Origin of the sequence: Psychrobacter piscatorii (assembly GCF_904846415.1) — a bacterium.
Classification (GTDB): Bacteria; Pseudomonadota; Gammaproteobacteria; order Pseudomonadales; family Moraxellaceae; genus Psychrobacter; species Psychrobacter piscatorii.
This window is the reverse complement of sequence record NZ_CAJHAR010000014.1, coordinates 65463-91583: the sequence shown is the minus strand read 5'-3', so window position 1 is coordinate 91583 and position 26121 is coordinate 65463. Positions and strand designations below refer to the sequence as shown.

General features: G+C 42.3%; 18 protein-coding genes and 1 pseudogene. 13 read left to right on the top strand and 6 right to left on the bottom strand.

Annotation, left to right across the window (positions count from 1 at the left end; all coding sequences use genetic code 11):
* From JMX83_RS15485 to typA, 3 genes and pseudogenes are all read left to right on the top strand, one after another.
* Positions 1–120 (top strand): annotated as a pseudogene (locus JMX83_RS15485) (IS30 family transposase); the annotation flags it as partial.
* 742 nt (positions 121–862) lie between these two features.
* The gene (locus JMX83_RS08265; RefSeq protein WP_201600495.1) at positions 863–2167 is read left to right on the top strand and encodes an OmpA family protein; all 1305 of its coding nucleotides are present in this window, start codon (positions 863–865) and stop codon (positions 2165–2167) included.
* A 348-nt stretch (positions 2168–2515) separates the two neighbouring features.
* On the top strand, positions 2516–4366 hold the full coding sequence (gene typA, locus JMX83_RS08260) for a translational GTPase TypA (RefSeq protein ID WP_201600492.1): 1851 nt from the start codon (positions 2516–2518) through the stop codon (positions 4364–4366).
* A gap of 119 nt (positions 4367–4485) precedes the next feature.
* Here typA and JMX83_RS08255 read toward each other — a convergent pair whose 3' ends face one another.
* The 6 genes from JMX83_RS08255 to cysM form a co-directional block, all read right to left on the bottom strand.
* Entirely contained in the window at positions 4486–4926 is a 441-nt protein-coding gene (locus JMX83_RS08255) for a hypothetical protein (protein ID WP_201600489.1), read from the bottom strand.
* A 288-nt stretch (positions 4927–5214) separates the two neighbouring features.
* A complete protein-coding gene (gene mutM / locus JMX83_RS08250) occupies positions 5215–6144 on the bottom strand; it encodes a bifunctional DNA-formamidopyrimidine glycosylase/DNA-(apurinic or apyrimidinic site) lyase (protein ID WP_201600486.1) in 930 nt (309 codons plus the stop codon).
* Between the two features lie 55 nt (positions 6145–6199).
* A complete protein-coding gene (locus JMX83_RS08245) occupies positions 6200–8737 on the bottom strand; it encodes a RelA/SpoT family protein (protein WP_201600483.1) in 2538 nt (845 codons plus the stop codon).
* A 381-nt stretch (positions 8738–9118) separates the two neighbouring features.
* Positions 9119–10675, bottom strand: coding sequence for a 23S rRNA (uracil(1939)-C(5))-methyltransferase RlmD (gene rlmD / locus JMX83_RS08240; protein ID WP_201600480.1), 1557 nt, complete (start codon positions 10673–10675; stop codon positions 9119–9121).
* A 62-nt stretch (positions 10676–10737) separates the two neighbouring features.
* Positions 10738–11562, bottom strand: coding sequence for a 3'-5' exonuclease (locus JMX83_RS08235; protein ID WP_201600477.1), 825 nt, complete (start codon positions 11560–11562; stop codon positions 10738–10740).
* A 24-nt stretch (positions 11563–11586) separates the two neighbouring features.
* Positions 11587–12546 carry a cysteine synthase CysM gene (cysM, locus tag JMX83_RS08230; protein WP_201600504.1) on the bottom strand — a complete coding sequence of 320 codons (960 nt, stop codon included), beginning with the start codon at positions 12544–12546 and terminating at the stop codon, positions 11587–11589.
* A 593-nt stretch (positions 12547–13139) separates the two neighbouring features.
* Between cysM and JMX83_RS08225 the strand changes: the two genes are divergently transcribed.
* The 10 genes from JMX83_RS08225 (at position 13140) to rpsB (ending at position 26075) form a co-directional block, all read left to right on the top strand.
* Positions 13140–16592, top strand: a complete 3453-nt coding sequence (locus tag JMX83_RS08225; protein ID WP_201600474.1) for an ATP-binding protein — start codon at positions 13140–13142, stop codon at positions 16590–16592.
* A gap of 209 nt (positions 16593–16801) precedes the next feature.
* Entirely contained in the window at positions 16802–17614 is an 813-nt protein-coding gene (locus JMX83_RS08220) for a crotonase/enoyl-CoA hydratase family protein (RefSeq protein ID WP_201600471.1), read from the top strand.
* A 71-nt stretch (positions 17615–17685) separates the two neighbouring features.
* Positions 17686–18489 (top strand): hypothetical protein, encoded by an 804-nt coding sequence (locus JMX83_RS08215; RefSeq protein WP_201600468.1) that lies wholly within the window; start codon positions 17686–17688, stop codon positions 18487–18489.
* Positions 18490–18798: 309 nt separating this feature from the next.
* Positions 18799–20058: a multidrug effflux MFS transporter gene (locus JMX83_RS08210; RefSeq protein ID WP_201600465.1), complete on the top strand. Its 1260-nt coding sequence runs from the start codon at positions 18799–18801 to the stop codon at positions 20056–20058.
* A 345-nt stretch (positions 20059–20403) separates the two neighbouring features.
* A complete protein-coding gene (locus JMX83_RS08205; protein ID WP_201600462.1) occupies positions 20404–21276 on the top strand; it encodes a substrate-binding periplasmic protein in 873 nt (290 codons plus the stop codon).
* Between the two features lie 12 nt (positions 21277–21288).
* Positions 21289–23496 carry an ATP-binding protein gene (locus JMX83_RS08200; RefSeq protein ID WP_201600459.1) on the top strand — a complete coding sequence of 736 codons (2208 nt, stop codon included), beginning with the start codon at positions 21289–21291 and terminating at the stop codon, positions 23494–23496.
* Positions 23497–23558: 62 nt separating this feature from the next.
* Entirely contained in the window at positions 23559–23921 is a 363-nt protein-coding gene (locus tag JMX83_RS08195) for a response regulator (RefSeq protein WP_201600457.1), read from the top strand.
* A gap of 30 nt (positions 23922–23951) precedes the next feature.
* Positions 23952–24401 (top strand): chemotaxis protein CheX, encoded by a 450-nt coding sequence (locus tag JMX83_RS08190; protein WP_201600454.1) that lies wholly within the window; start codon positions 23952–23954, stop codon positions 24399–24401.
* A gap of 38 nt (positions 24402–24439) precedes the next feature.
* Positions 24440–24889: a chemotaxis protein CheX gene (locus tag JMX83_RS08185; RefSeq protein WP_201600451.1), complete on the top strand. Its 450-nt coding sequence runs from the start codon at positions 24440–24442 to the stop codon at positions 24887–24889.
* Positions 24890–25289: 400 nt separating this feature from the next.
* Positions 25290–26075 carry a 30S ribosomal protein S2 gene (gene rpsB / locus JMX83_RS08180; RefSeq protein WP_186475105.1) on the top strand — a complete coding sequence of 262 codons (786 nt, stop codon included), beginning with the start codon at positions 25290–25292 and terminating at the stop codon, positions 26073–26075.
* Positions 26076–26121 lie beyond the last annotated feature (46 nt).

Here is a 26121-nt window from a genome sequence, read left to right as displayed (position 1 = left end):
TGCAGGCACTTAGTTCAGTCGATTGAAGACAGTTTAAATAATCGACCAAGAAAGGTGCTAGGGTTTAGAACACCGCTTGAGGTAAAATCTAGCTTCGGGTGCGTTGCACTTCAATGTTGAATCTAAGTATTAATTAGCGTTGCACTTGGTGTGTTAATCTAAGATTCGAAATATCAGCCTACCATGATTAATTATTCCTTTCACCGAAGTAAATACAGGTAAAAACACTATTAGTAATCTGTGATAATTTGATGATGTCTTATAAAGCGATTTCATAGGTTGCTACATCCTATAGCTTCAGATTTTCTAAATAAAATAATCGCGCTTATTTGCAACAGCTAGCTGGCCCATTGTGTAAAGAGAAATACTTGATAAAGACTAGTGTTTTGGCTTGTTGGCAATATACAAAATTATTACTTATCTATAAATTATTTCTAATATGAAATAATGTTGACTATTGTAATATAAACAGAATATATGTCTAGTGTCAAAAAATGTTTCAATTAGTGAATAATTCATATTAGCAATAGAGAAAAATAATTAATTGTAATAAAATATGTGTAAGTGATAGGCAATATTTGTTCCACTGTCTATCGTGAACTGACATACAAAAGATAAAAAGCGTAAGGTGTGTTAGTTCTAGGTAAATTAGAATGGCTATTGTGTTTTAGTTACAACATTATCGTGTAATAATGTGTAGCTCGCTAACGAAAAAAGTTGTAAACTGAATTAATAATCGCTAAGCTACGTCTTAATTAGTTTCGCTTTGTAACTCAAAATGTGTAAAAGATGTCTAATTTAGAGCGTCTTGAGAATCGGTTTTGCTTAACGCATCACTAAAATTATCCTTTGGAGGAAGTCCATGAAATTGAATAAAATAGCTCTAGCTCTAGTAGCTGTAACAGCAGCGCCTATGGCAGCTAACGCTGGTGTTACTATCAGCCCGTTACTATTAGGTTATCACATGACTGAAGAGTTCGGTGATACGTCTGATAAACAGCGTGAAGTGTTGACTACTGGTAAAGACTTGTACGTCAATGCTGATGGTAACGTTATTGGCGATGGTACTCGTGGTAACCCTAACGGTGGCGTAGCTAAAGAAAGCAGCCTATACACTGGTGCAGCTTTAGGTATCGAGCTGACTCCTTCTACTCAGTTCCAAGTAGAGTATGGTGTATCTGATGCAAACGGCGAAGCTTCTGAAGATTCTGCTGATGCAGGTATTAACCGTTTCGATATCGAACAAACTATGATCTCTGGTAACTTCTTGATCGGTACTGAAGAGTTTACTGGTTACACTGATAATGCACTTAAGCCATATGTACTAATCGGTGCTGGTCAATCTAAGATCAAAGTAGAAAACCAAGAAACTTATGGTCCTGCTGAAGGCTCTTCTGTAGGTGTAGTTGAAGCTGGTACTGAAGTATCTAACTCTAAAGACACCATCGGTAACCTAGGTCTAGGTGCTATGTATCGTATCAACGATGCACTAAGCCTACGTGGTGAAGCTCGTGCCATTCATAACTTTGATAATAACTGGTGGGAAGGCATGGCTTTGGCCGGTCTAGAAGTTGTACTTGGTGGCCATTTAGCACCTACAGTAGCTGTACCGCCAATGGAAGAGCCAATGGTTGACAACACTCCAGTAGTTGTTGTTGAAGCTGACCTTGATTCAGACGGCGATGGCGTACCTGATAGCATGGATGCATGCCCAGGCACTCCAATGAATGTAGTGGTTGATGAGCGCGGTTGCCCAGTACCAGTAGATATTACTGATGAGCTGAAAATGGAACTACGTGTATTCTTTGATAACGATAAATCAGCTATCAAAAACCAATATAAGCCAGAAATCGCTAAAGTAGCAGAAAAAATGCGTGAGTATCCAAACTCTACAGCTCGTGTAGAAGGCCATGCATCTAAAACTGGTCCTTCAGCACGTTACAACCAACGTCTATCTGAAGCTCGTGCCGTTGCTGTTAAATCTATGCTAACTAACGAATTCGGTATTGCTCCAAACCGTCTATCAACTGTTGGTTATGGTTATGACCAACCAATCGCATCAAACGATACTGAAGAAGGTCGTGCTATGAACCGTCGTGTTTATGCCATCATCACTGGTGACAAAACCATGACTGTTGAACAAACTAAAGATATGGTTGTTCAGTAAGTATTAGATAATTAATCGTATAGTTAGATATATGGTTACAAAAAAAGCCACCCAATTGGGTGGCTTTTTCTATTTATGTATTGAGAAAAGTAAGTTATTTCATAAATTTATGAATCAATAATGTTATACTAGCCACCCAAACATTCTGTAAATTGACAGAATGTACATTAGCATAGCTATCTGTACGATGAATTTATCGGCATAGATATTTGATTATATTGAGATTTTCTGAGCGATAGCATTTATTGTGTATCATCTAGAATTCAATATCTATCTGATTGATGATAAGAGTTTATCCAGCGGCGCTTATTGCTACTGCATTTTTTTAAGACGACACGAGCATTTTATATGGCGAACGATATCAAACACCTGCGTAACATTGCAATTATTGCCCACGTTGACCACGGTAAAACAACTTTGGTTGATAAATTATTACATCAATCTGGTACTTTTGGCGATCGTGCAAACATTGCTGAACGTGCAATGGATTCAGGTGATATTGAGCAAGAACGTGGTATTACTATTTTGGCTAAAAATACAGCCATTCGTTGGACAGATCAGACTTCAGAAACTGAATACCGTATTAATATTGTTGATACCCCAGGTCACGCTGATTTCGGTGGTGAAGTTGAGCGTGTAATGTCAATGGTTGATTGCGTACTTTTGGTTGTTGATGCTGTTGATGGTCCGATGCCTCAGACTCGTTTTGTAACGCAAAAAGCATTTGAACAAGGTCTAAAGCCGATTGTTGTTATCAATAAAATTGACCGTCCTGGCTCACGCCCTGATTGGGTAATGGATCAAATTTTTGATTTGTTCGATAATCTAGGTGCAACTGATGAGCAGCTTGATTTTCCAGTGGTTTATGCATCAGCGTTAAATGGTATTGCAGGTTTGGAAGCAGACGATTTAGCTGATGACATGACGCCACTATTTAAAACTATCGTTGATGTTGTACAGGCGCCGCAAGTTGATGCAGACGCACCATTCCGTATGCAAATATCAAGCCTTGATTACAACAGCTTCGTTGGTGTTATCGGTATTGGTCGTATCCAGCGCGGTAAAGTGAAAGTTAATACACCAGTTACTGTCATTGATAAGCATGGTAAGACACGTAACGGTCGTATCCTAAAAATCATGGGCTACCATGGCCTTGATCGTATTGATGTCGAAGATGCACAGGCTGGTGATATCGTTTGTATCACGGGTATCGATGCACTTAATATCTCAGATACGATTTGTGATCCTAATAATGTTGAAGCATTACCAGCATTAACGGTTGATCAGCCTACCGTATCAATGAATTTCCAAGTCAATAATTCACCATTTGCTGGTCGTGATGGTAAGTTTGTCACGTCACGTAATATTCGTGAGCGTCTTGAGCGTGAATTGATTCATAACGTTGCACTACGTGTAGAAGACACTGAATCTCCAGATAAATTCAAAGTATCAGGTCGTGGTGAGCTTCATCTATCTGTACTTATTGAAAACATGCGCCGTGAAGGCTTCGAGATGGGTGTTTCAGGCCCAGAAGTTATCGTAAAAGAAGTTGATGGCAAGCTACAAGAGCCGTATGAAAATGTTGTCTTCGATATCGAAGAAGAGCATCAGGGTTCTATCATGGAGCAGGTTGGTCTACGCAAAGGCGAAATGACCAATATGGAGCTTGATGGCAAAGGTCGTATGCGTATTGAAGCAACAGTACCAGCTCGTGGTTTGATCGGTTTCCGTTCTGAGTTTTTAACACTGACCTCAGGTAGTGGTATCATGACGTCAAGCTTCTCGCATTATGGTCCACAAAAGATCGGTGATGTGGGTGGTCGTTCAAACGGCGTATTGGTTTCTATGGCAAACGGTACTTGCCTAGGCTTTGCACTGTTTAACCTACAAAAACGTGGTAAGTTGTTTGCTGAGCCACAGCTTGAAGTGTATGAAGGTATGATCATTGGTCTTAACTCTCGTAACGATGATATGACGGTTAACCCAACAACCGGTAAGCAGCTTACTAACGTACGTGCTAGTGGTACTGATGAAGCGTTGACTTTGACGCCAGCAGTTAAGTTTACGCTTGAGCAAGCGCTTGAATTTATTCAAGATGACGAGCTAGTTGAAGTAACACCAAAAGCAGTACGTATCCGTAAACGCTATCTGACTGAAAGTGAGCGTAAGCGTCACGGCCGTAGTAAGAAAAATGCATAATATTTTAGTTTAACTAAAATGACGTAACAAAAAAGGCTAACATAAAGTTAGCCTTTTTTGTTGTCTATTCATAAAGTTATAGTTTTTGATTTGTGCTAAAAACCATTAAACACAGTCGCTTATGGCGTGACAACCACGTAATCGTTAGTATTGATCAAAATCTCTGATGGTTGGTCAACGACAATACGTACAGTATTATTGTTAATAACTTGTGATTTATAATAGTTGTCTTCTGCAACTGTACAGCCTAAACATCTTCCCATAGCATCCCAAGGCTCAACAAATAATTTTTGCTGCGCTTGATCGGCATTTCCACCGATAAGAGAGAAGGGCAGGCTCACGATATAGGCGGCGGTACCAGCCACAGCATTGACCAGTTGTAATGGTTTACCAACAATCGTATCTACTACCATCGTCTCATACGAAGGGCCAAAGTCAGTTTCGTCTATTTCTATGGCTGCAAAAGTAGGTTGCATACTAGCAGCCATTAACGCTAAGGAAGTAAAGACAGGGAACAACTTCTGCTTAACTGCGCGTTTGTTTTTGGCTTTAACCGTCATAACGATATCCTAAAATTCACAATGAGTATGATTAATGGCTGCTGCTGTTTCCACATAGGAATATCGCGGCAACGACAGGTAAGGTAAGTATTACAGAAGAATAAATAGTGCGCACTATTTGTGTAAGCGCTAGCACTATTAAAGCAAGATGTGGACCAATAAGCAACAAGAATACATGGGAGATTATTATGTGAGTAAAAAATATATCAAAGTAGATTGTATTTATTTTGAGATAGTGGCGGACTTGTCTTTATTTAAGACAACATTGCATATGACTGATAGTTAAACTCAAGATAGCGGCTGACAATTTGGACAGTAAACACTGGCTCTACCGTTGAGCTTGATATTCTCTAGTATGGTATCGCAGTGTGGACAACGCTCTCCTTGTCTACCATAGACATTCAAGGTTTGCTGAAAATAACCGGTTTGACCACTAGCTACTGTGAAATCTCGTAGCGTTGAGCCACCAAGCTTGATAGCCTTTTTTAATATATCTTTAATATGATCAACTAAAACTATCAGCTGCTCAAGTGATAGCTGATTGGCTGGGGTAGCAGGGTGAATACCTGATAGATAGAGGCTTTCCGTCGCATAAATATTACCGACACCTACCACGACTTTTTGTTCCATAATGACAGATTTGATAGCTCGTGCGATGGACTGTGCTCGTTTGGTCGTGGAGCTTTTATTCGAACTTGTATCATTATGACCTTTATCGGATAAGTTATTACGTTGAATAACGTTATACAGATACTCTGCGGTAAAATCTTCTGAGAGTGGCTCAGGGCCTAAGTGGTCCAGTAATTTGCTACCGTAATCTTTATACCATAATACTGAGCCAAATCGTCTTGGATCGTAATAATGTAGCTGAGACTTTGCATTTTCAGAATCCCTAAATACTACTATTAGATGATCATGTTTACGTTTGTCAGTGCCATAACTGTGCTGCTGTAAACTACCTGACATACCTAAATGGATCAAAAGCTTAAGTGGTGCTACGGTGGCACCATTATCATTAGGCGTTATGGGCAAAAAGTTAAGAATAAGATATTTTGCTCGGCGTTCAACGCCATCTAACGTGTAATCAACCAGACTACTTAAGTCATCTGGCATCGCCCAACGTAGCTTTGGTTGAAAGACTTTTATGTCAATCACCTGTTGTCCTAACAATGGTGCAAGGCTAGTCTTGGTGGTTTCTACTTCTGGCAATTCGGGCATGATGTTTTATGACAACTCTATTTTTGAGTGAATAATTGATAGCTTAGCATTTCAACTAAGCCACAGCGCGACGAGCATGCAAGATACCATGCTGTTGTTCTAGTTTGGCGAGTAGCTTAGAGAGATGCGCCAACCCTGAAACTTCAATATGAAATTTCAAAAAGGCGATATTGTCATCGTTACTAAGCGTTTCAACTTTGCGGATATTGACGTTTTCTTTATCAATAATCTGTGTCAAATCACGCAACAGGCCGCGTCTATCGTATGCTTCTACATGGATATCAACTGGCTGATAGCGACCAGATTGTACTTGCCAAGCTGCCTCTATTTTGCGCTCAGGATCACGCTCGACCAAACGCAGATACTCAGGGCAACCGCGGTTATGAACGCTGACACCTCGCGATAAGGTAATGTATCCGGCAATTGGTTCACCATGTACAGGGTGGCAGCAGCCTGCTAAGTTGATTTCAATATTATCCAGACCATCGATACGGATTTTGTAGGCATCGAGCTTGCTTGCATCTCTGGTATCGACATGCGGTGCAAAGTTTTCTGGTGGTATCTCAGGCTCCAGATGTAGCTGCCGAGAAATATGGCTGGTGAGCTGGTTGAGACCAATATCACCTGTGACAAGCCCCACGATAATATCATCGGTCGTATTGACATGAAAATGCTGGATGTAGTCATTTAAGTCGATGCTATTGGGATGCACAGATAAGCGCTCAAGCTCTTTGCTGAGCATCTGACGACCTATCTCAATATTCTTATCACGGTCTTGTTTGTTGAACCATTGACGCAGTTTTGAGCGTGCGCGATTGGTATGAATATAGCCCAGTGAGGCAACTAGCCAATCACGATTGGGCTCACGCGATGCCTTGGTGATGATCTCAACTTGTTCGCCTGTTTTTAGCTGATAAGTCAATGGCACATAGCGCTGATTGACTCGGGCTGCCTGCGCACGGTTACCAACTTGGGTATGCACATAATAGGCAAAGTCGAGAACGGTTGCACCTTTTGGTAGCTCGGTAATGTCACCGTCACGGCTGAAAATATAGATACGCTCGAGCTCATCAAAATCAACGAGTTGCTCTTCTTCGTCAAACTCCATGTCATCTAGCTCTTCGCCTGTCATGACAGCTGAGCGCGGCTGATTACGGGTTTCGTTGTTAATAGACAGTAGCTGACGTAGCGAGCTGATTCTTTGATTTAAGTAGTTGTCTTTTTTATTCTTCAGGCCTTCTTTGTAATTGACATGTGCGCACATGCCAAGCTCTGCTTCAAAGTGCATTTCTTGAGTACGAATCTGTACTTCAAGCGATTTGTTTTCGGCAATGACGGCGGTATGTAGTGAGCGGTAGCCGTTTGACTTTGGGTTGGTAATATAATCGTCAAATTGCTCAGGAATATAACGCCACAAACCGTGTACCAAGCCTAAGACGTGATAACAGTCTGAAGGATTATTGACCAATACTCGTAATGCACGAATATCATAAAGCTGGTCAAAGGATAAGCCTTTGAGCTTCATTTTGCGGTAAATAGAGTAGATGTGCTTAACACGTCCGGATACTTCGCCCTCAATGCCGGCATTCGCTAATGCCTCATTGAGCTTGTCTTCTACACGCTGAATATAAGACTCTCGTTCGCTACGTTTTTCGGACAGTAGCTTGGCAATCTCTTTGTACCTATCAGGCGCAAGATAGCGAAACGCCAAATCCTCAAGCTCCCATTTAAGCTGCGCGATACCTAGGCGATGCGCTAATGGGGCATAAATAGTCATGACCTCACGTGCGACACGAGTTTGACGCTCGGGTCTAGAGAACGTCAACTCACGCATGGCAAAGGTACGCTCTGCCAATTTGATGAGTACCACCCGCACGTCGTTAGTAACAGAGATGAGCATGCTATAAATATTTGATAGCTGGTCACGCTGATTATTGACGAAATGATCTTCTAAGCGTTTATTGCTCTCAATAATCTCTGAGAGTTTCCCCATTGCTAAAGTGTCTTTGACAAGAGTCAAGATATCCGCACCAAAATTTTTCTCGACTTCAGCGAGACTGATGATGGATTTGCGTGCACTGCGATATAGCATGGCCGCAACCAGCGCGTCTTCATCTTGATAGAGATAGGTCAATATGTCTGTCATGCCAATACCAGTGACGTAAGCACCTGAGCGCTCAGACTCGCTAGTATTCATGTGACTACGGATAAACTCACAAGCAGCACTCAGATGAGGTACAGACTCTTGTCCAATACGCTTCGCCACATTGTCGAGCCAAGTGGGTACATCAATATTGGCTTGATCTAAATCAATGGATTCGAGCTCTTCGTCTGAGAGCGTATAGGTATTGTCCAGATACTCGTTTTCAAGCGCAGGGTCGAGGCCATCATAAGTATGTGCCGCTGATCGATCAAAAGTCGTATGTAGCTTGTGAGTTGACAGCTGGTATTTGATATCGAGGGGAATTTGGGCGTAACTATTGGCAGACTGGTGGGAGCGTTGGCTCGCCACCAATTGCGCCGCAAGTGCTGCACTATCGGCCTGCGTGGTTTGTCCATCCACCAGCGGTAATCCTTCACGAATTTTTACCATAGCCGACTCCTCTTAGCTATTTTGAATTGATTATAACCTCATCTACTATGCACACACTCTGAAAGAACGATTCATAAAGTGCCAGCTATAAACCAATACAACTGCTAAAAATCTGATTTTTAGCAGCTATAAAATGCGCGTAAAATATATAAAGCTATGAGTGCAAGTACTTCTTATACCCTTATTTAAAATATAAAAAGATTGTTTAGTATTATCTCACTTTGAAGTGACAAATCAAGCGAGGCTCTGTAATGACTATGGTTAATTACGTGAAATAGCCGCGACTTATTGGCAAAAACTCATCCACATTTTGGGTTGAGCCATGCTGCTATGAAACGGCTATTTTGGATGCTCTCATGAATTACATCATAAGGGTCAAAATTAAACCGCGACCTTTTCAAAGCGAGCGATAGATTCAACATGACCCGTATGGCAGAACATATCCATGACGCCAGCATGAGTCAGACGATAGCCTTGCTCTAACAATGCTTTTGTATCACGGGCGAGGGTTGCTGGATTACAGGAGACATACACAATTCGCTCAGCATTGAACTTTGGCAAATACTGCATAATCTCCCAAGCGCCAGAACGTGGTGGATCGATTAATAGCGCGTCAAAACCTTGATTGGCCCATGGCTTGTCCGTACAGTCTTTTGTCAAATCTTGGCTATAAAACTCAGTATTGTCGATATTGTTGCGGCGCGCATTGTCAGCAGCACGCTCGGTCATGGCTTCGCTACCTTCGACCCCAACTACTGAGCCGGTCTCACCAACGAGGCGTGCGAGTGGCAAGCTAAAGTTGCCCAGACCGCTGAATAAATCCAATACTCGCTCACCTGCTTTTAAGTCTAATAAGTCACAAGCCAGCTTGGTCATTTGACGGTTGACAGACAGATTGACTTGGGTAAAGTCAGTAGGGATAAACTCAAACGTCAAATCATACTCTGGCAGTTGATAATACAAACGACCAAATTGCTCGCTTAAATCATCAGCATCTGTTAGTGCAATACGCTGGATGCTATCAGCGCCTTTCGACTGTAGATATAGCTGCCAATTGCGCGCCGCAAAAAAACTTTTTAATTTGTCTATATCGGCATCTGATAATGGTTCTAAGTGACGCACGATAAGCGCAACGGGTTGGTTGCCATCAGGAAGCTCTGGTAATTCCTCACCCATCGCAAGCTCAAGCTGGGCAATCTTGTCACGGCTCTCTAGCGTGCTGATAAGCGTTTTTAAGTTTTCGATCTCAAAACCAATACGTGGGTCTAAGATATGACACTCATTGAGCTCTGCCAAAAAGTTACTTGAGCGTTCACGAAAGCCAACAAGCGCGGTTTCTTTTTTGACCACATAGCGCACGCCCAATCGTGCTTTAGTACGATAGCCGAGGCGATCGCCGATGACAGGCGCGAGCCAATTATCAGGCTCTGCATTGGCTTGATGCATCAGCATCTCAGCAAGTACAGACTGCTTAAAGTTTATCTGTGCCTCTGGCTCCCAGTGCTGCAAGTTGCAGCCGCCGCAGACGCCAAAGTGTGGGCAAGGCGGCACAGCACGTTCAGGATTTGGATTGGCAGTGATGTTGATTGCATCGCCTTCCTCAAAACTGGCACGGCTATTGGTTATTTTGACCAATGCGCTTTCACCTGGCAACGCAAAACTGACAAAGACTGTTTTGCCATGCTTGTCTTCAGCGTGACCGTCATCAACTCCAAAACCATGGCCATAGATGGCAACACCGCGACCGTCATGTGACAATCTATCAACGGTAAAAGGAATCGGCTCTGCATCTTTTAGACGACGACGCGTTTTTGATGACGGCTTAGATTTTTTCTTGCTAGGCGGAATAGCAATCTTTTGGGTATCACTGGTTTGAGTAACATTGTTCTGCGATGTTGCATCAGTTGCTGTCGACGTTTTGGAATCGGTGGGTTGCATAAACCTGCCTTAATAATAAATAACTATAAGAGGAGAATAACAAACTGCTAATAATACGGTTTCTATAATTTGGGTGCCGATGACCAGTCAGCGATGAACTCTTGATGTCTTGGGCTACCATCGGCTTGGGTATATTTTGCTAGATAGTCATAACTCTGCTGTTGCCAAGCATCAAAGTCTGGTGAGGATAACTTTCCTGTCAGACGTAGCCAGCGAAGATAGATGAGCCAAGTGTTCATCACATCAGACTCACAATAGATGGAGAGTGTCTGCCAGTCACCACTACTGACGAGCGCGCCCACCATGCTACCATCAACGTCAGTTTTGCCCGGTAATCCATATAAACTGGCGACGATATCCATGGCTTCGCGGCGACTGGCACCGTACTGACTAAATCTGTCCATTAAATCAAGATGACGCGTATGGAAGCGATTGACGTAGTTATCAAAGCGCATATTTTTGATACGTTCGCCTTCTTCAAACAGCCATGGCGCTGACAAATCATATTGCATAGCGCGATATATCAGTACAGGTATGTCAAAGCCTGAACCATTCCAACTGATGAGCTGTGGCAAGGTTTCAAGATCACTGAATGCCCGAAAAAACTTGGCAAGAATGTCTTTTTCGCTAAACTTATCTGCGGTCAACGAAAATAGCGATAACTTGCCATCTTTGATATATAAAGCGGAAATACAGACAATGCGCTGCAATGGCAAGCGCATAAAATCGTGTCCTGCTTCTTGCGTGCGTATCGCCGTCAGCGCGCTCAACGTATCTGCATCATTAAGATCGGTCAATTGCGGATAGATACGGCGAGCTGCATCGATATCGGCGACCGTCTCAATATCAAAAACTAGTATAGGGTCGGACGGTAGAGCTTGTGACATAAAGAATCCTGCATTGTTATAAGCTTACTGTGCTGCGTTATCTGAATCATTATCGATATGACTGTCATCAACATTGTATAAACCTGTCGATAAATAACGGTCTCCACGATCACAGACAATAAAGGCAATGACGGCATCAAGATTATTTTTGGCTACTTGCGTTGCTGCCCATGCCGCTGCACCTGAGGACACTCCAGCAAAAATACCTTCAGTTTTTGCCAGTTTGCGCATGTAGACTTCAGCGATACGCTGATCGACATCCATAATCTCATCGACCAAATCTGCGTCAAAAATACCCGGCATATAAGCGGCAGGCCAACGGCGAATGCCAGCAATGGAAGCTTCCTCATCAGGTTGCAAACCAATGATTTTAACGTCTGGATTTTGTTCTTTCAAATAACGTGAGACACCAGTGATGGTACCAGTGGTGCCCATGGAGCTAATAAAATGGGTGATTTTACCGTCAGTTTGCGCCCACAGCTCAGGCCCTGTAGTCAGGTAATGTGCTTGGCTATTGTCAGGATTATTAAACTGATCCAGTACGATGCCTTTGCCATCGGCTTGCATCTGCAATGCCAAATCACGTGCCGCTTCCATGCCTTCATCGACTTCGATCAACGTCGCGCCGTAAGCAATCATGGCATCTTTACGCTCTTGAGTAGAGTTGGTTGGCATCAGTAATGTCATCGGATAGCCGCGCATCGCCGCGACCATGGCTAATGCAATGCCAGTATTGCCGCTAGTGGCTTCAATCAATGTGTCGCCGGGTTTGATATCACCGCGCTGTTCTGCTTGATAGATCATATTAAAAGCAGGGCGATCTTTTACAGAGCCAGCAGGGTTATTGCCTTCTAATTTGGCCAATAACGTCGCGCCATTTTCGATATGCTCTTGTTCAGGTAGGCGCTGCAGTTTAACCAGTGGCGTTTGACCGACACAATCGGCAAGCGTGGTCACTTGAGTGATAAAGTTGGCATTTGACATGGCCGTCGCGGACATAAGGTATCCTTATTGATTTTTTAAAATATGTACTTGGGTGATCGCTTTGATTGGATCACTGTTTTTTATTGTTTGATCATAATTTGAGACAGCCGTTTTGTATATTGGTTTATGGTGAGAAGCAAACCAAAACTTGGCGGCATTAGAGCACGCTCTCATTCATCATGAGGGTAAGCGGTCTATTGTGGCAAATAAAAAGTTGCGTCATTATATCATTTTGTTGCTAGCTGCGCTTACTGCATAAAAGAATAATGGTCACTGGATTAGCCTACGACTGGTCATTTTTTGAATGAGGCATCAATGTATATTGTAGTGTGGCGACGCTGTTTTTTGATAAAGTCAGTTTGTGATAGAGCAAGTCAACATTTAGCACGTCTTATCAAGGGTCTGTTGGTCAAAGTGACTATTTGACCAACCTCTAATGTTTAACCGCCATTTATAGAATCCTGTTAAGATAATCTTGAGCTATAAAAGGCGTATCATTAAAAGACAAGCTGGCAGGCCTAGGCATTTTTTATGGTAGCGTAGAGACTGTAACAAAATTCACAGACAGCATTTTCGTAGAGAGTAGAGCGAGCATGGCATATAAAAAACGTTTCAATACCAGCAGTGCCTATGGGCAGCTGATTATACTGGTGTTTTTACCCATCTGCGTGTTGGCTGCGGTGGGCGGTATTTTGGTATTTCACGAAACCATGCGAGCGAGCGATTCTGAGCAAGAAGTGTTGGCTGAAGCGGTGCTGATTCGTTACACACCTGCCATTGCAGAGCTGATTCCTGATTTATTAGAGCAAGAGCGTCAGCAAATAGGTAGTGGCGCGGCGGATGCGTCGCAAACGGCGATGACGACGCTCGAAAGCATACAAGATAAACTCGGGCGTATGCAGTCTGAGCAACACGTACAGCGTATTGCTATTATCAATGAGGGCAATCAAGTACTGGCCACTGTAGGCTATGGTCTGAACGAGAAATGGCCGCTAATCAGTGATTCAGCAAAGTTTTTATCGCAAAAACCAACGCCTGTAGGCACGGCATATGGCAGCGTATTGGGTGAGTTTGAAGGGCAGACGTTGTGGCTGCTGGTCGATATGGATAATGAACCTCTCTATATCGCCCGTTATCGTATTGCGATGGCGCTGGTCATTACCGGCTTGTTCACTATTTTAATCTTACTACTCAGCTTAAATATTTACTCAAAACGTTGGATTGCACCTATCTATGAGCTGCGTTTGCAATTACAACGTACCCATGTCGATAACTTATATCAGCCTGTACCAGTAGAGTCGGACGGTGAGCTTAATTTATTACAGCAAGATTTGGTCAAGACATTCCGTCGCCTCCATAGAAGTTTTCAAGAGCTTAAAGACCATGCCGAGCAAACCGAAGACGATCTGCGTTTGGCATTTGATGAGATGGAAATGCAAAATATCTCTATTCGAAATGCGCGTGATGCCGCCATCTCGACCAGCCAAGCCAAGTCAGCATTTTTGGCCAATATCAGTCACGAACTGCGCACGCCGTTGAACAGTATCGATGGCTTTATTAACTTATTAGCGCGTCACGGTGAGCTCAATCCTGAACAGGATTTATACGTACAGACCATCCGCAAATCCTCAGCTCACCTGCTTGCTTTGGTCAATGACGTTCTAGATTTTTCTAAGATTGAGGCGGGCAAGCTAGTGCTTGATCGTCATGAGTTTGATTTGTATGACACCATTTATGATGTGGTTGATATGCTTTCTCCTGTCTCTGCGGAGAAAGGTCTGCGTATGGCCGTATTGTTCTATAACGATGTGCCCATGCGTATCAATGGCGATGCGCTACGCCTTAAGCAAGTATTGACCAATATAGTGGGGAATGCCATCAAGTTCACAGATAGTGGCGATGTGGTCGTACGGGTCAGCTTGGACGATCATCGTGATAACTATTTGATGATTAGCGTGCAAGACAGTGGTAAAGGTATTTCGCTTGCTGATCAAAAAATGCTGTTTCAGAGCTTTAGCCAAGGTGATCCGTCAATCACGCGCCAATATGGTGGTACGGGATTGGGACTGGTTATCTCCAAGCAATTAACGCGTTTGATGGGCGGTGATATCGGCTTTCATGACAATGCTCAAGAGAACATCGCCAATCAAGGCGCGACGTTTTGGTTTCGCATGCCAGCACATGTCGATGTGTTAGAAGCACCAACTGGTCAGACTATCGAGCTACCGATATTGGCACCGCTTGCGAGCGAGACTGATGAATTTAACGTATTGGTTTGGATCAGTCATACCGCCTCAATACAAGTGTTGAAGGCCAGCTTGCAGTACTTGCCGATTAAACTTACCCAAGCCAATTCATTGCCAGGGGTGCTCGAGTCACTCAAAGAGCATGGCAACTTTTGGGATTGGGTTATTGTTGATGATGACACGCAAGACGATATGATGGCGCTACTCAAGCAGATACGGCTACATTATCAAGGCAAACTTGCCGTATTTGGCTATCAAGTGGCGGCTGACCAAGCGCTGCTAAACCGTTATCAAGCCAATATCTTGTATGAGCCATTGGACAAAAGACAGCTGTACGCGATGCTCGATACACAAAACCGTAGTATGCCAAAGAGCCTACAAGAACCACGCTGGAAAGGCGTAACCGTATTAGCCGTTGATGATCACCTGCCAAACTTATTGGTGCTCGATGCATTGCTGAGCGAGCTTGGCATTCAGGTAATGACAGCGAGCAGTGGCTTTGATGCAATAGAGATTATCAGCAAACAACAAACCAAAAACATCAAATCTGCTAAAAACGATAAGCAGAGTCTATCGAATAAAACGCAACTCTCAAAAGCCGAAACACGTGATGAGGTCAACAAAAAATCAAGCAATACATTTTATGCTGAAGATATGGGGATCGAAGATAAAATCGCTGCCCAAGACAAAAATCATATCGATTTGATATTCATGGATATCCAAATGCCGCGCATGTCAGGTCATGAAGCAGCCAAGCAAATTCGCAATATTGAGGCTACGGACAGTCGTATTCCTATTATCGCCCTGACAGCACATGGCCTAGCTGATGAGCGTGATAAACTTATCGCCAGTGGTATCAACGACTACGTTGGCAAACCAATCAGCCAACCTCAGTTATTGCAAGTACTACAAAAGTGGCTAGGCCGAAAAAGCACCACGCCGCAACTAACAGCGTTGCCTGATACTGATTTGCAAGCTTCTAACTTACAAAATACTGACTCTGAAAATTTAAATCTCACAGAACAATCCACGCCGCTTTCAGATCAAAAGACCGCCATTTATCCGATGGTCAAAGACAACGAAAGCGTTCGTAATAGGACTGAAATCACAGAACCGCCAAAAGTCACTCGACCATTATCACTGAAAAAAATCCGTGATGACTACTTGCGTGACAGTCAGCCCCGTGACGATTATAGACGAGAGACCACCCGTGAGAACCAGCCTCGCTATGAGAGCCTACGTTTACATAAGCAAGGGCAAGAATCATTATTGCATCCACCAAAAGAACCGATAGATAATTCTGCTGAAGACATAACAGCGAATATGGATAAAAGGCTATATGAGCAAACGGATCACAACCTTCATCAAAAAAACCTCAGTACAACGGATACGTCTGATGTTTTAGACTGGCAAGATGCGCTTACTCGCTCAGCAAACAAACCTGATTTGGCCGCCAAGCTCATCATTATGATGCTCGATACGATTAACGAGGAAAAGCAAGCACTGACTCAAGCATGGGAAGCTCGTGATCGTAACTTATTGGCACAAATTGCTCATCGCATATTGGGCGGCAGTCGTTATACAGGAGTGCCGCAGCTACGTCAGGCTAGCCAAGACTTAGAGGACAAGTGCTTATTGAATGTACAGCATACAACACCAGTACAATTTGCGATGATTGAGCCTTATTATGAGGCACTACTTACTGCACTGAATAATTTACAAAACGTGGATTTATCGGCTTACCCTCAGCTAAATTATCATCGTTTGAGCGAAAATGACATGACGTGGAAAATGATTTAGGGCCCGTAATCGGACCGTTATTGTGCAATGGGGTAAGTGAGTTCCATGCGTTACCAGTCCCTAGCAGCCAGATAATGTGCGAATATTAAAAGGCAGGCGATTGATACAGTATCGTAGCAGTCAGTTATTGCTACGGTAGAGTAGGGTTAAGCCTGCTAATATTGTGACCATCATTACTATAGTTATTTTATTCATTAATAAGGATTATTATGAACGTGGTCGCCAGTTACCAGTATGAAACATTACAAGTGCGTGTCGTAGACAATATATTAACAGTCACCTTAAATCGTCCAAACAAAAAAAATGCCATGAGCTTTCAAGTCATAGATGAGCTGATTAGCGTGGCAGAGCGCATTGGCAAAGACAAAACGATACGCGCGGTTATTTTAAATGGTGCAGAAGGCACATTTTGTGCAGGTATTGATTTAGGAGATTTAAACCATCCAAAAAACCAAGCTTTTGCCATTTGGGAGCTGATTAAGCCTTGGCAAAGCTCATTCCAACGTGTCTGCTTGGTGTGGCGTGATCTACCAGTACCTGTCATCGCGGTACTAGAAGGCTACTGTATTGGCGCTGGGCTACAATTGGCATTGGCCTGTGATGTGCGTATTAGCCATCCGGATTGCCAGCTGTCTATTATGGAAGCCAAATGGGGTTTGGTACCGGACATGGGATTGACACAATCAGCATTTGGGGTGGTACGAGAAGACGTTCTCAAAGAGCTTGCCATGACTGCACGCATCATCAATGCCAATGACGGCAAAGAATTAGGATTAATCAGTCATTGTAGTGAGACGCCGCTTGAGCAAGCACAACAGCTGGCGGCTGAGTTTGCTGAGCGCTCTCCTGATGCGGTACTAGCGAGTAAACGCGTGATCAATGCGATGTATGAGCAGCCTGCGACTACCTTATATAAAGAAAAAATCTGGCAGATTAAGATGATGCTTGGACGCAATCGCAAACTTGCTCTGAGAAAAGCAAAGCAAGCCAGCACCGTATTTAGTAAACGTCAGTTCCGCTAACATTCTTTTGGTGCTAGAAGTATACTCTATTCAGAAATTAATAAGACTTAACTATATGAACTAGGATGATTATGACGATGCTAAGGTTCATAGGCATTTTTATTTTAAATACTATAGGAATCTTAGTAATCGGATGTACAGAGCCAAAAGATCTAGATGAGCCAGTTACCGCTTACATACCAGCAGAAATATCAGACAAAGTGTATGTCACTACTTTTCCTAGATGTAACTATAATGATGCTGACGATTTGGATGAGTTCTCAACGAAAAGCTTGGTATTAAACTTTCAAGCTGAGACTTTATCAGGAAACTCATCCGGTGAGTTTCATTGTCCCTCTGAGGACTTAGGGAAGGTGTTTAGAGTAGAAGTAGATCCCTTGTATGAACTTAATGGCAAAATTGTCACTGGTAAGGAATATTTTTACTATACTTTTCCTCCAGAGTCGCTACTAGAAAAAACGTCAAACATCGAGCAATTTTATGCTGATTCTAGTCAAGAAATGCTAGTGATAGATGGTATGTCAAATCAGACCAGTCCATTACAACTGATATTTGCTAAGTATCCTAATGAAAAACTTGGTCCTTTTCATAATTATTATGATCTGTATACCATATTGGATAAGGATTTTTTACTACAGTACAAAGTTAGAATAATGAATGATGCTTATAACCAAAGATTTAATCTGAGCGGCTACGATACACAATTTGCGCAGGCGTTTAAAGATGTAATAGCAGTTGATGGCCGTATATTAGAGCATCCAGAGATTATCCAAGGGTTTGTTGATAATAATGAGCGCGTTATTAATTTTTTTAAAGACCATAGACAGATAATGACTCAAGCAGAATTTGACGAAATTAATAATTCAGAAAAGTAAATTTAAGCTATAGGTTAAAGGGTTTATTTAGAACGATCTGCTCTCAACATCTTTAATTTTAGTCACTTTTACAGCCGTATTTGGATCAAAAATATACCAAACATATTTTGACAAATTACGTTGATTGTTTTTAGTTGTTATGGCTTGTTTCATTAGTCCCTTATGGCTATTGAAATACGAGTGGACAGCACGATATAACACTGTCCGCTTGCACAGATTTAGATAAAGATGCACTATTGTCGTTAAAAATATCTACTCTATGCATCTTAAAAGCGCTTAAGTAATCATCACTATATAAATGGTCTAACTATGTCTGCCCCAAAATCCTCTCTCCCAAATAAACCTATCGCCTCCGAACGAGTACGCTCTGCTGATCTGCCTGTTGCATGGATTATGATGCTAGGGTTAATGGTTGCGGTAGGACCATTATCCATTGATATGTATCTGCCTGCGTTACCGTCAATGGCAGATGATTTTGGCGTGTCTACGGCATTTATGGCCAACTCTGTACCAGCGTATTTTTTGGGTTTGGTATTCGGGCAGTTATTTTATGGCCCTTTTAGTGACCGTGTCGGCCGTGTTAAGCCTTTATATATAGGTATGACACTGTATGTGATTGCGTCCATTATTTGTGCGACCACTGACAATGAGTATGTATTATTTGTAGGGCGAACGATGCAGGCATTGGGCGCTTGTGTGGGAGCAGTGGTGACCCGAGCTGCTATTCGAGATCGCCTAACAGCCAAGCAAACCGCAAAAGCGTTTTCGATTATGATTTTGGTTATGGGCTTAGCACCCATATTAGCGCCGTCGCTTGGTGCACTGTTTTTACAGTTTTTTGATTGGCATTCCATTTTTTGGTTTTTAGCTGCTTTTGGTGCTCTCAATCTATTGCTTACCAAGTTTTTCTTTTTTGAGACATTGACCGAAGAAAACCGTAATGTGCGTCCTGCAAAAGAGGTGCTTAGTCAGTATTGGGATTTATTAAAAGATCCAACCTTTAATTATCCAGCGATTGGTGGTGGGTTATTGATGGGTGCGATGTTCGTCTATATCAGCTCAGCCTCTGAGCTGATCATGGATACCTATGGTGTATCGGCGACACACTTTGGCTGGTTATTTGGGATGAATGCGGCGGGCTTTGTAGGTTTGACTCAATTGAACCAATGGCTGACCAATCGCTTTCGTATTTTAAGCATTCTGCGGTTTGGTGCGATGATGCAGGTTATCTCTGCAGGCGTGCTGTTTGTGATAGGTCTGTTTTTGGGTACCGATGCTTGGTTACCACTGGTACTGGCTTGTATTTTCTTCTGTATTGCAGGTTTGGGTCTGAGTCAGCCTAATGCATCGGCAATTGCACTAGCTTTTCAGAAACGCCGCGCGGGCATGGCAAGTGCATTGCAAGGATCGCTTATGTTTTCAGTCGGTATTTTTGGTGGACTTTTATTGAATCTATTCCCCGTCAACCCAGTGCTCAAAATTGGTATTGCGATGTTTGCGCTGATGAGTATTGGTACCTTTTTGATTTGGCAGATAGATCGTAACTTAAATCTTGACGATGCAGAATAAATACAAGGTCTTATCGTAAATTACGTACTTATAAAAAGCACCCATATATTCTAGATATATGGGTGCTTTTTTGTGGGTATTTTTATCTTTTACATAAGGTTTTCATTTTAAAAGTAATTTTTCTTTATGCTAAGTAGAAAACATATGTTTTGTATATTCAAATATGTCTTATTCTACATATAACTTACCGTACATAATTGTCAAACATTATTATTGCAAATGTAAAGTTAGGTAAGTATTATCTGACGTAACGTTATGTAAGTAAATATTATAGGGATATTGCCTAACCTTTCTAGATTGTCATTCATTAAAATGTACAACAACGTTAAGCTCTAAGGGTAGATTATGATGCAGTTATATCGAGTGTTACCAGTGGTCATGAGTATTGGCCTATTTGGCTGTGGTGATTCTTCCACTCAGGAAAATACTAGTGCACCAGTAACAGAAAACAAGGACAGTTTTGTTAGTAAATTGCCTGATACGGCGCCAACTCTGAAAGTGGCGACAACAGGTACGATGCCTCCATTCTCGTTCCAAGATGACTATGGCAATATGCAGGGCATTGACATTGACTCTATTCGCGCGCTTGGCGAAGAAGAAGGGTTCAAAGTTGAGTTTTATAAAGAAACCTGGCAAAACATGTTCGACACAGTAGAGTCGGGTAGTCGCGATTTGGCGATTTCAGGCATCTCTTATAAGGATGAGCGTGACGCTAAGTATGGATTATCTCAGCCTTATTTCTTTAACCCTGCCGCTATCATGTATGCAAAACCAGAACTAAATATCAATAATTTAGATGATTTGCAAGGCAAAAATATCTCTGCGATGGAAGGCTCTAAGCAAGTTGATCAAGCACAGCAAATGGGTAAGTACAACAATTTCTCGACCAGAACGACTGCCTTTTTATTGTATGAAGATTTAATGCAAGGCAAAGTAGATGCGATTTTGCATGATCTACCTATCTTGCAATATACGGCAAAAAACCATCCTGAGCAAAAAGTAACCATCGTTCCTTATGAAGGGCAAGACAACCCATCAGCACAGCAGGTTATTTTGATGGCAAAAGGTAATACTGAGCTCATTAACAAAATCAATGACGGTATTACCAAGCTAAAGGCGGAAGGTAAGTTTAAAGAAATCGAAGCTCGCTGGCTTGGTGAGACAGCAAATCCAACAGCCAGTACCAGTACTTCTGCCACCACTGAACAAGCAAACTAAGGGACGATTGATATGGCTACAATAAATAATGGAGATAACAAACGTTATCGCGGCTTGATTATTTCGATTGCACTGTTTTTGTCTTTGATCGGTGCTTTGCTTGCATTTACTTTCTATACCTCAAGCTTGCTTGAAAGAAATACCGTATTGATTGATCAGACCAACCAAGTAGCAAACAGCGCACAGTCGGTAATTAAAGATTTGTTCGATTTGGATAGCAGTTACGGTGAAGATACCAACTCGCCACACATTCAGCGCGTATTAGAGCGTTTGGAACAGAATACAGCACTGATTAACAATACGTTGACGGCTATCGGACAAGGCGGCACGATTACCGACGATGCTGATGGTAAAACGTATAAACTACCGAGCGTTAGTGGCAGTGCGCAAGAAAGTGTACAAGCGGCAAACCAGCAATGGCAACTACTTGAGCCTAGAATCGAAACTTACTTAAAAGATGCTGATAACGTATTGGTCGATTCATCAGATGACTTGACTCAGGCGGTAGAGCAGGCGAAAACCTCAAGTTTGCTAATGAACGAATCATTAGATGATTTGACCAACGAAGTGTTTGATGACGCAGAACGCCAAGCCAATACCATTCGTTTGATTCAGGCACTTGGGGTTGTTGCGATTTTTGCCTACTTCTTGATCTTCGTATTCTTCTTTGTACGCCGCTTACGTGAGACGGATGCTGAGGCATTTGCTGCTCGTCGCGAAACGCAAGAAATTATGGAAACGGTAAATACAGGTCTATTTCTACTTGATAAAGACCTAAATATTGGTCAACAGCACTCGCGCGCGCTTAACGGTATTGTCGGTTCTGATAGGCTAGCAGGAGAGAACTTTACCAATGTCTTGCGTGGTCGTATTTCTGACAAAGATCTTAAGACCACTCAGCAGTTCATTGAGCAGCTCTATAATCCTCGAGTTAAAGAAAAATTGGTAGATTCTCTAAATCCTTTGCACAAAGTGATGCTACATAACAGCTCTGATGATAAAGGTCTTAATAATCGTTTCTTAGACTTTAAATTCTCACGTGTTTATGAAAATAAAGACATTGCTCGTATTTTGGTCAACGTCAATGATGTGTCAGATGCTGTTTACTTAGAGCAGCGTTTAGAAAAAGAGCGTTCGCAGAATGATATGCAGATTGAGATGTTAACCACTATCTTGAATGTAAATCCAAAAATCATTAATGAGTTCATTAGCAATACCCAAGCGCATATTGAGCGTATGAACAACATCTTGAAAAACCCTGGTAGCTCACAATACGAGCTAGAAGGGAAGCTAAAAGCTATCTATCGTGAAATGCACAGCTTGAAAGGTGAGGCTTCTGCATTGAAATTGCATAGCTTTACCAAAATTGCCTCAGAGGCAGAAGATAAGCTGCATGCCTTGCAAAATCAAGGTCAGCTATCGGGTAATGATTTCTTACAGTTGGCAGTACACTTAGATGACTTGTTGAGTCTATCAAATACCATTGCAACCTTAGGCGAACGCATTAACCGCTCAGCACCACCTAAAGCGGCGACAGCAAAAACAACCATAGCGTCTAGTGATGATATCTTAAACAGCAGTGTGTCAAAAGCGGCGGTTGCAAACCATCAGCTAGTAAACAGCATCGACACTGATGGTGGTCTAGAGATTGATCTAGATAACGAAAACGATGATCGACTGTCTTTTTACAACGATTTTGCAAAAGAGATTGCCGCTAGACAAGGCAAACAAGTACAGCTAAAAAGCAATACGCTGACGCAAACGGAGATACCGGCGCATCTTGCAAAGCCAATCAAAGAAATTAGTATCCAGTTACTACGAAATGCTGTCGTGCATGGTATCGAAGCACCAAGTGTTCGTCATTCTGCTGGTAAGACTGAAATTGGAACGATTGACTTAGAAGTACAAGACAATGGTTCAGATGTCACACTGGTCGTACAAGATGATGGTCAAGGTATCGATTATGACAGCATCCGTAATAAACTGAGCACAGAAGGTCGCTTTAGTGAGGAAGAAGCAAGTCAACTCAGTCAAGGCGATTTACTCAAGCAGTTATTTTCTTCTGGGTTCTCAACCAAAGAGCATGCAGATGAAGATGGTGGACGCGGCGTTGGACTTGATATTATCAAAGCGCAAGTAAAAGACTACAATGGCAAGCTGAACGTAAATAGTGAGCTGGGTCAGATGACACGGTTCGTCATTACGTTACCAAAAGCTTAATTAAAAACAGTAAACATATTGTCAGGGACGACAAGCACTTCATTAAAGGTAATAGATAAGTTATGCATAAATTAATGATTGTTGATGATTCGAATATTATTAGAAACCGTATTCAGCGCGCATATGACTCAGGAAAGTTCATGCTGGTTGCTACCGCAACTAGTGGCGTTCAAGCCATTGAAAAGTTCAACATTCATCGTCCTGACGTGATCACGATGGACTTGACCATGCCACAAATGGATGGTCTTGAATGTATCGAAAAAATCATTGCGATTGATCCTGATGTACGCATTTTGGTGGTGTCGGCATTGTCTGATAAAGCCACTGGCATCGAAGCCTTATCATTGGGTGCTAGCGGTTTCTTATGCAAGCCCTTCTCAGAAGAAGAGCTCGTAGAGTCTTTATATGAGCTGATGCAAGACTAATACCATTCATCGACTAAAGCAGATGTCATTATGAAAGAACAAAAGCTACAGATTTTTTTGAGTATTATTAGTAACTATTTTAATCAGTTTGGTGGAGAAGAGCTAATTGCTGATACGCCTTACTTGTTAGAAAACAAACAGCCAAAAGTCCACGATTATACCGGTGTTATCGGTATATCAGGCGCGCAGAAAGGCGTTGTGTATTTTTCGGCGACCCGTGAGTTACTGTCTTCAATATTGGACAGCATGGGCGAAACCGATAAGAGTGAGGAAAACTACATCGACTTGGCTGGTGAAGTTGCCAATACAATCGCGGGCAATGCGCGCAAAGAGTTTGGTGCAGAGTTTCATATCTCTGTACCCTTCGTATTCAAAGGCGCACCGCAAAGTATTGTATTGCCAAACGATGAGCGTTCTTTTATCATTCCCATCACTTGGCACTCACAAGTTGGCGAGATTGTGGTTTGTTTGCAGGACTAATGCTGCTGCCACGTAATACAGATGGATATTAATATATTATGTTTAAAGTAGAAAAGTTGGGTGTGTTTCTAAGCTCGATCAATGCATTTTTTGCGCAGATCGATGGCTCAGAAGTATCTATCGATACCCCTTATTTGAACAACAATAAAACGGCAATCGGTTTTGATTATAGTGGTGTCATTAAGATATCAGGGCCTCTTGAAGGTTGCGTCTATGTCAGCGCACCAAGCGTAATGTTGCGAGAAGTGATAAAAGTGATGGGTGAGCCTGACTCTTCGATCACAATGATGAAAGACTTGCTGGGTGAAATGGCCAATACCATCTCTGGTAATGCGCGTACAGAATTTGGTTCTGAATTCATTATCTCTCCGCCGCAGATCGTTGAAAGCGCACCAAGTGTGTCTTACTTACCTAGAGATCGCCAAAGCTATATCACACCATTCACATGGCGTGGTTACAAGGCTGTGATTGGTATCTGTATTGCATAATCTAATATGAAACCATTCATATAAAGTCTAAAGCCAGAAATAAAAAAGCGATACGAATGTGTCGCTTTTTTTTATCTTTCTATCCATAACTTTTGCTTTCTATCTTATTGATACGCTACCAACAAACTGCTGGAGATTCAAAGGCGTTATGTGATAAAATACAGCGCAGCTATTTTTATAGTTTAGATTTGAAATTTTTTTGAATCTGACCATAGCTTCTTTTTTAAACCAACCAATGACACACACATCATGGCAAAAAATTGCTGGGTGTTTGGCGACTTGATTAATTTGTGATCCGTTAGTGCTGTACTGATGAAAACTAACCGATAGCAGATGCGTGTCGCTAAATAGGCTGTTTTTGTGATGTGGAGGCATAACCCAACCAATAGGATATATTCTCATGGCTACAAAGAATCCAACCAAAATCGAAATGCGCGACTTACTACAAGCTGGCGCTCACTTTGGTCACCAAACACGTTTTTGGAACCCAAAAATGGGTCCATACATCTTTGGCGCACGCAACAAGATCCATATCATCAACCTAGAGCACACCGTAAAAGCATTCAACGAAGCGTTGACTTACGTAAACGGCCTAGCTGCTAAGAAAAACAAAGTATTATTTGTTGGTACTAAACGTGCTGCAAGCGGTATCGTACGTGAGCAAGCGGCTCGTGCTGGTATGCCATACGTTGACCATCGCTGGTTAGGTGGTATGTTGACTAACTGGAAAACACTACGCCAGTCAATCAACCGTCTAAAAGAGCTCGAAAAGCAATCAGAAGACGGTACTTTCGCGAAGTTAACTAAGCGTGAAGCGCTAGAGCGTACTCGTGATATGGAAAAACTTGAGCGTTCACTAGGCGGTATCAAAGACATGGGCGGCCTACCTGATGCTATCTTCGTTGTAGACGTAGATCACGAAGCAATCGCTATTAAAGAAGCTAAAAACCTAGGTATCCCAGTTATCGGTATCGTTGATACTAACTCTAGCCCAGACAACGTTGACTACATCATCCCAGCTAACGATGATGCTATCCGTGCTGTGACTTTGTACGTAACTTCTATGGCTGATGCTATCATCGCTGGTAAAGAATACGCACAAACTCAGGCTGGCGGCAAAGCTGAGCAAGCACCTGCTACTGAAGAAGCACCAGCTGCAGAAGAAGCTGCAACTCCAGCTGAGTAAATAGCTGAGTTAAAAAGTTTAACTTTGTAAGGATGTCTTGATAGTG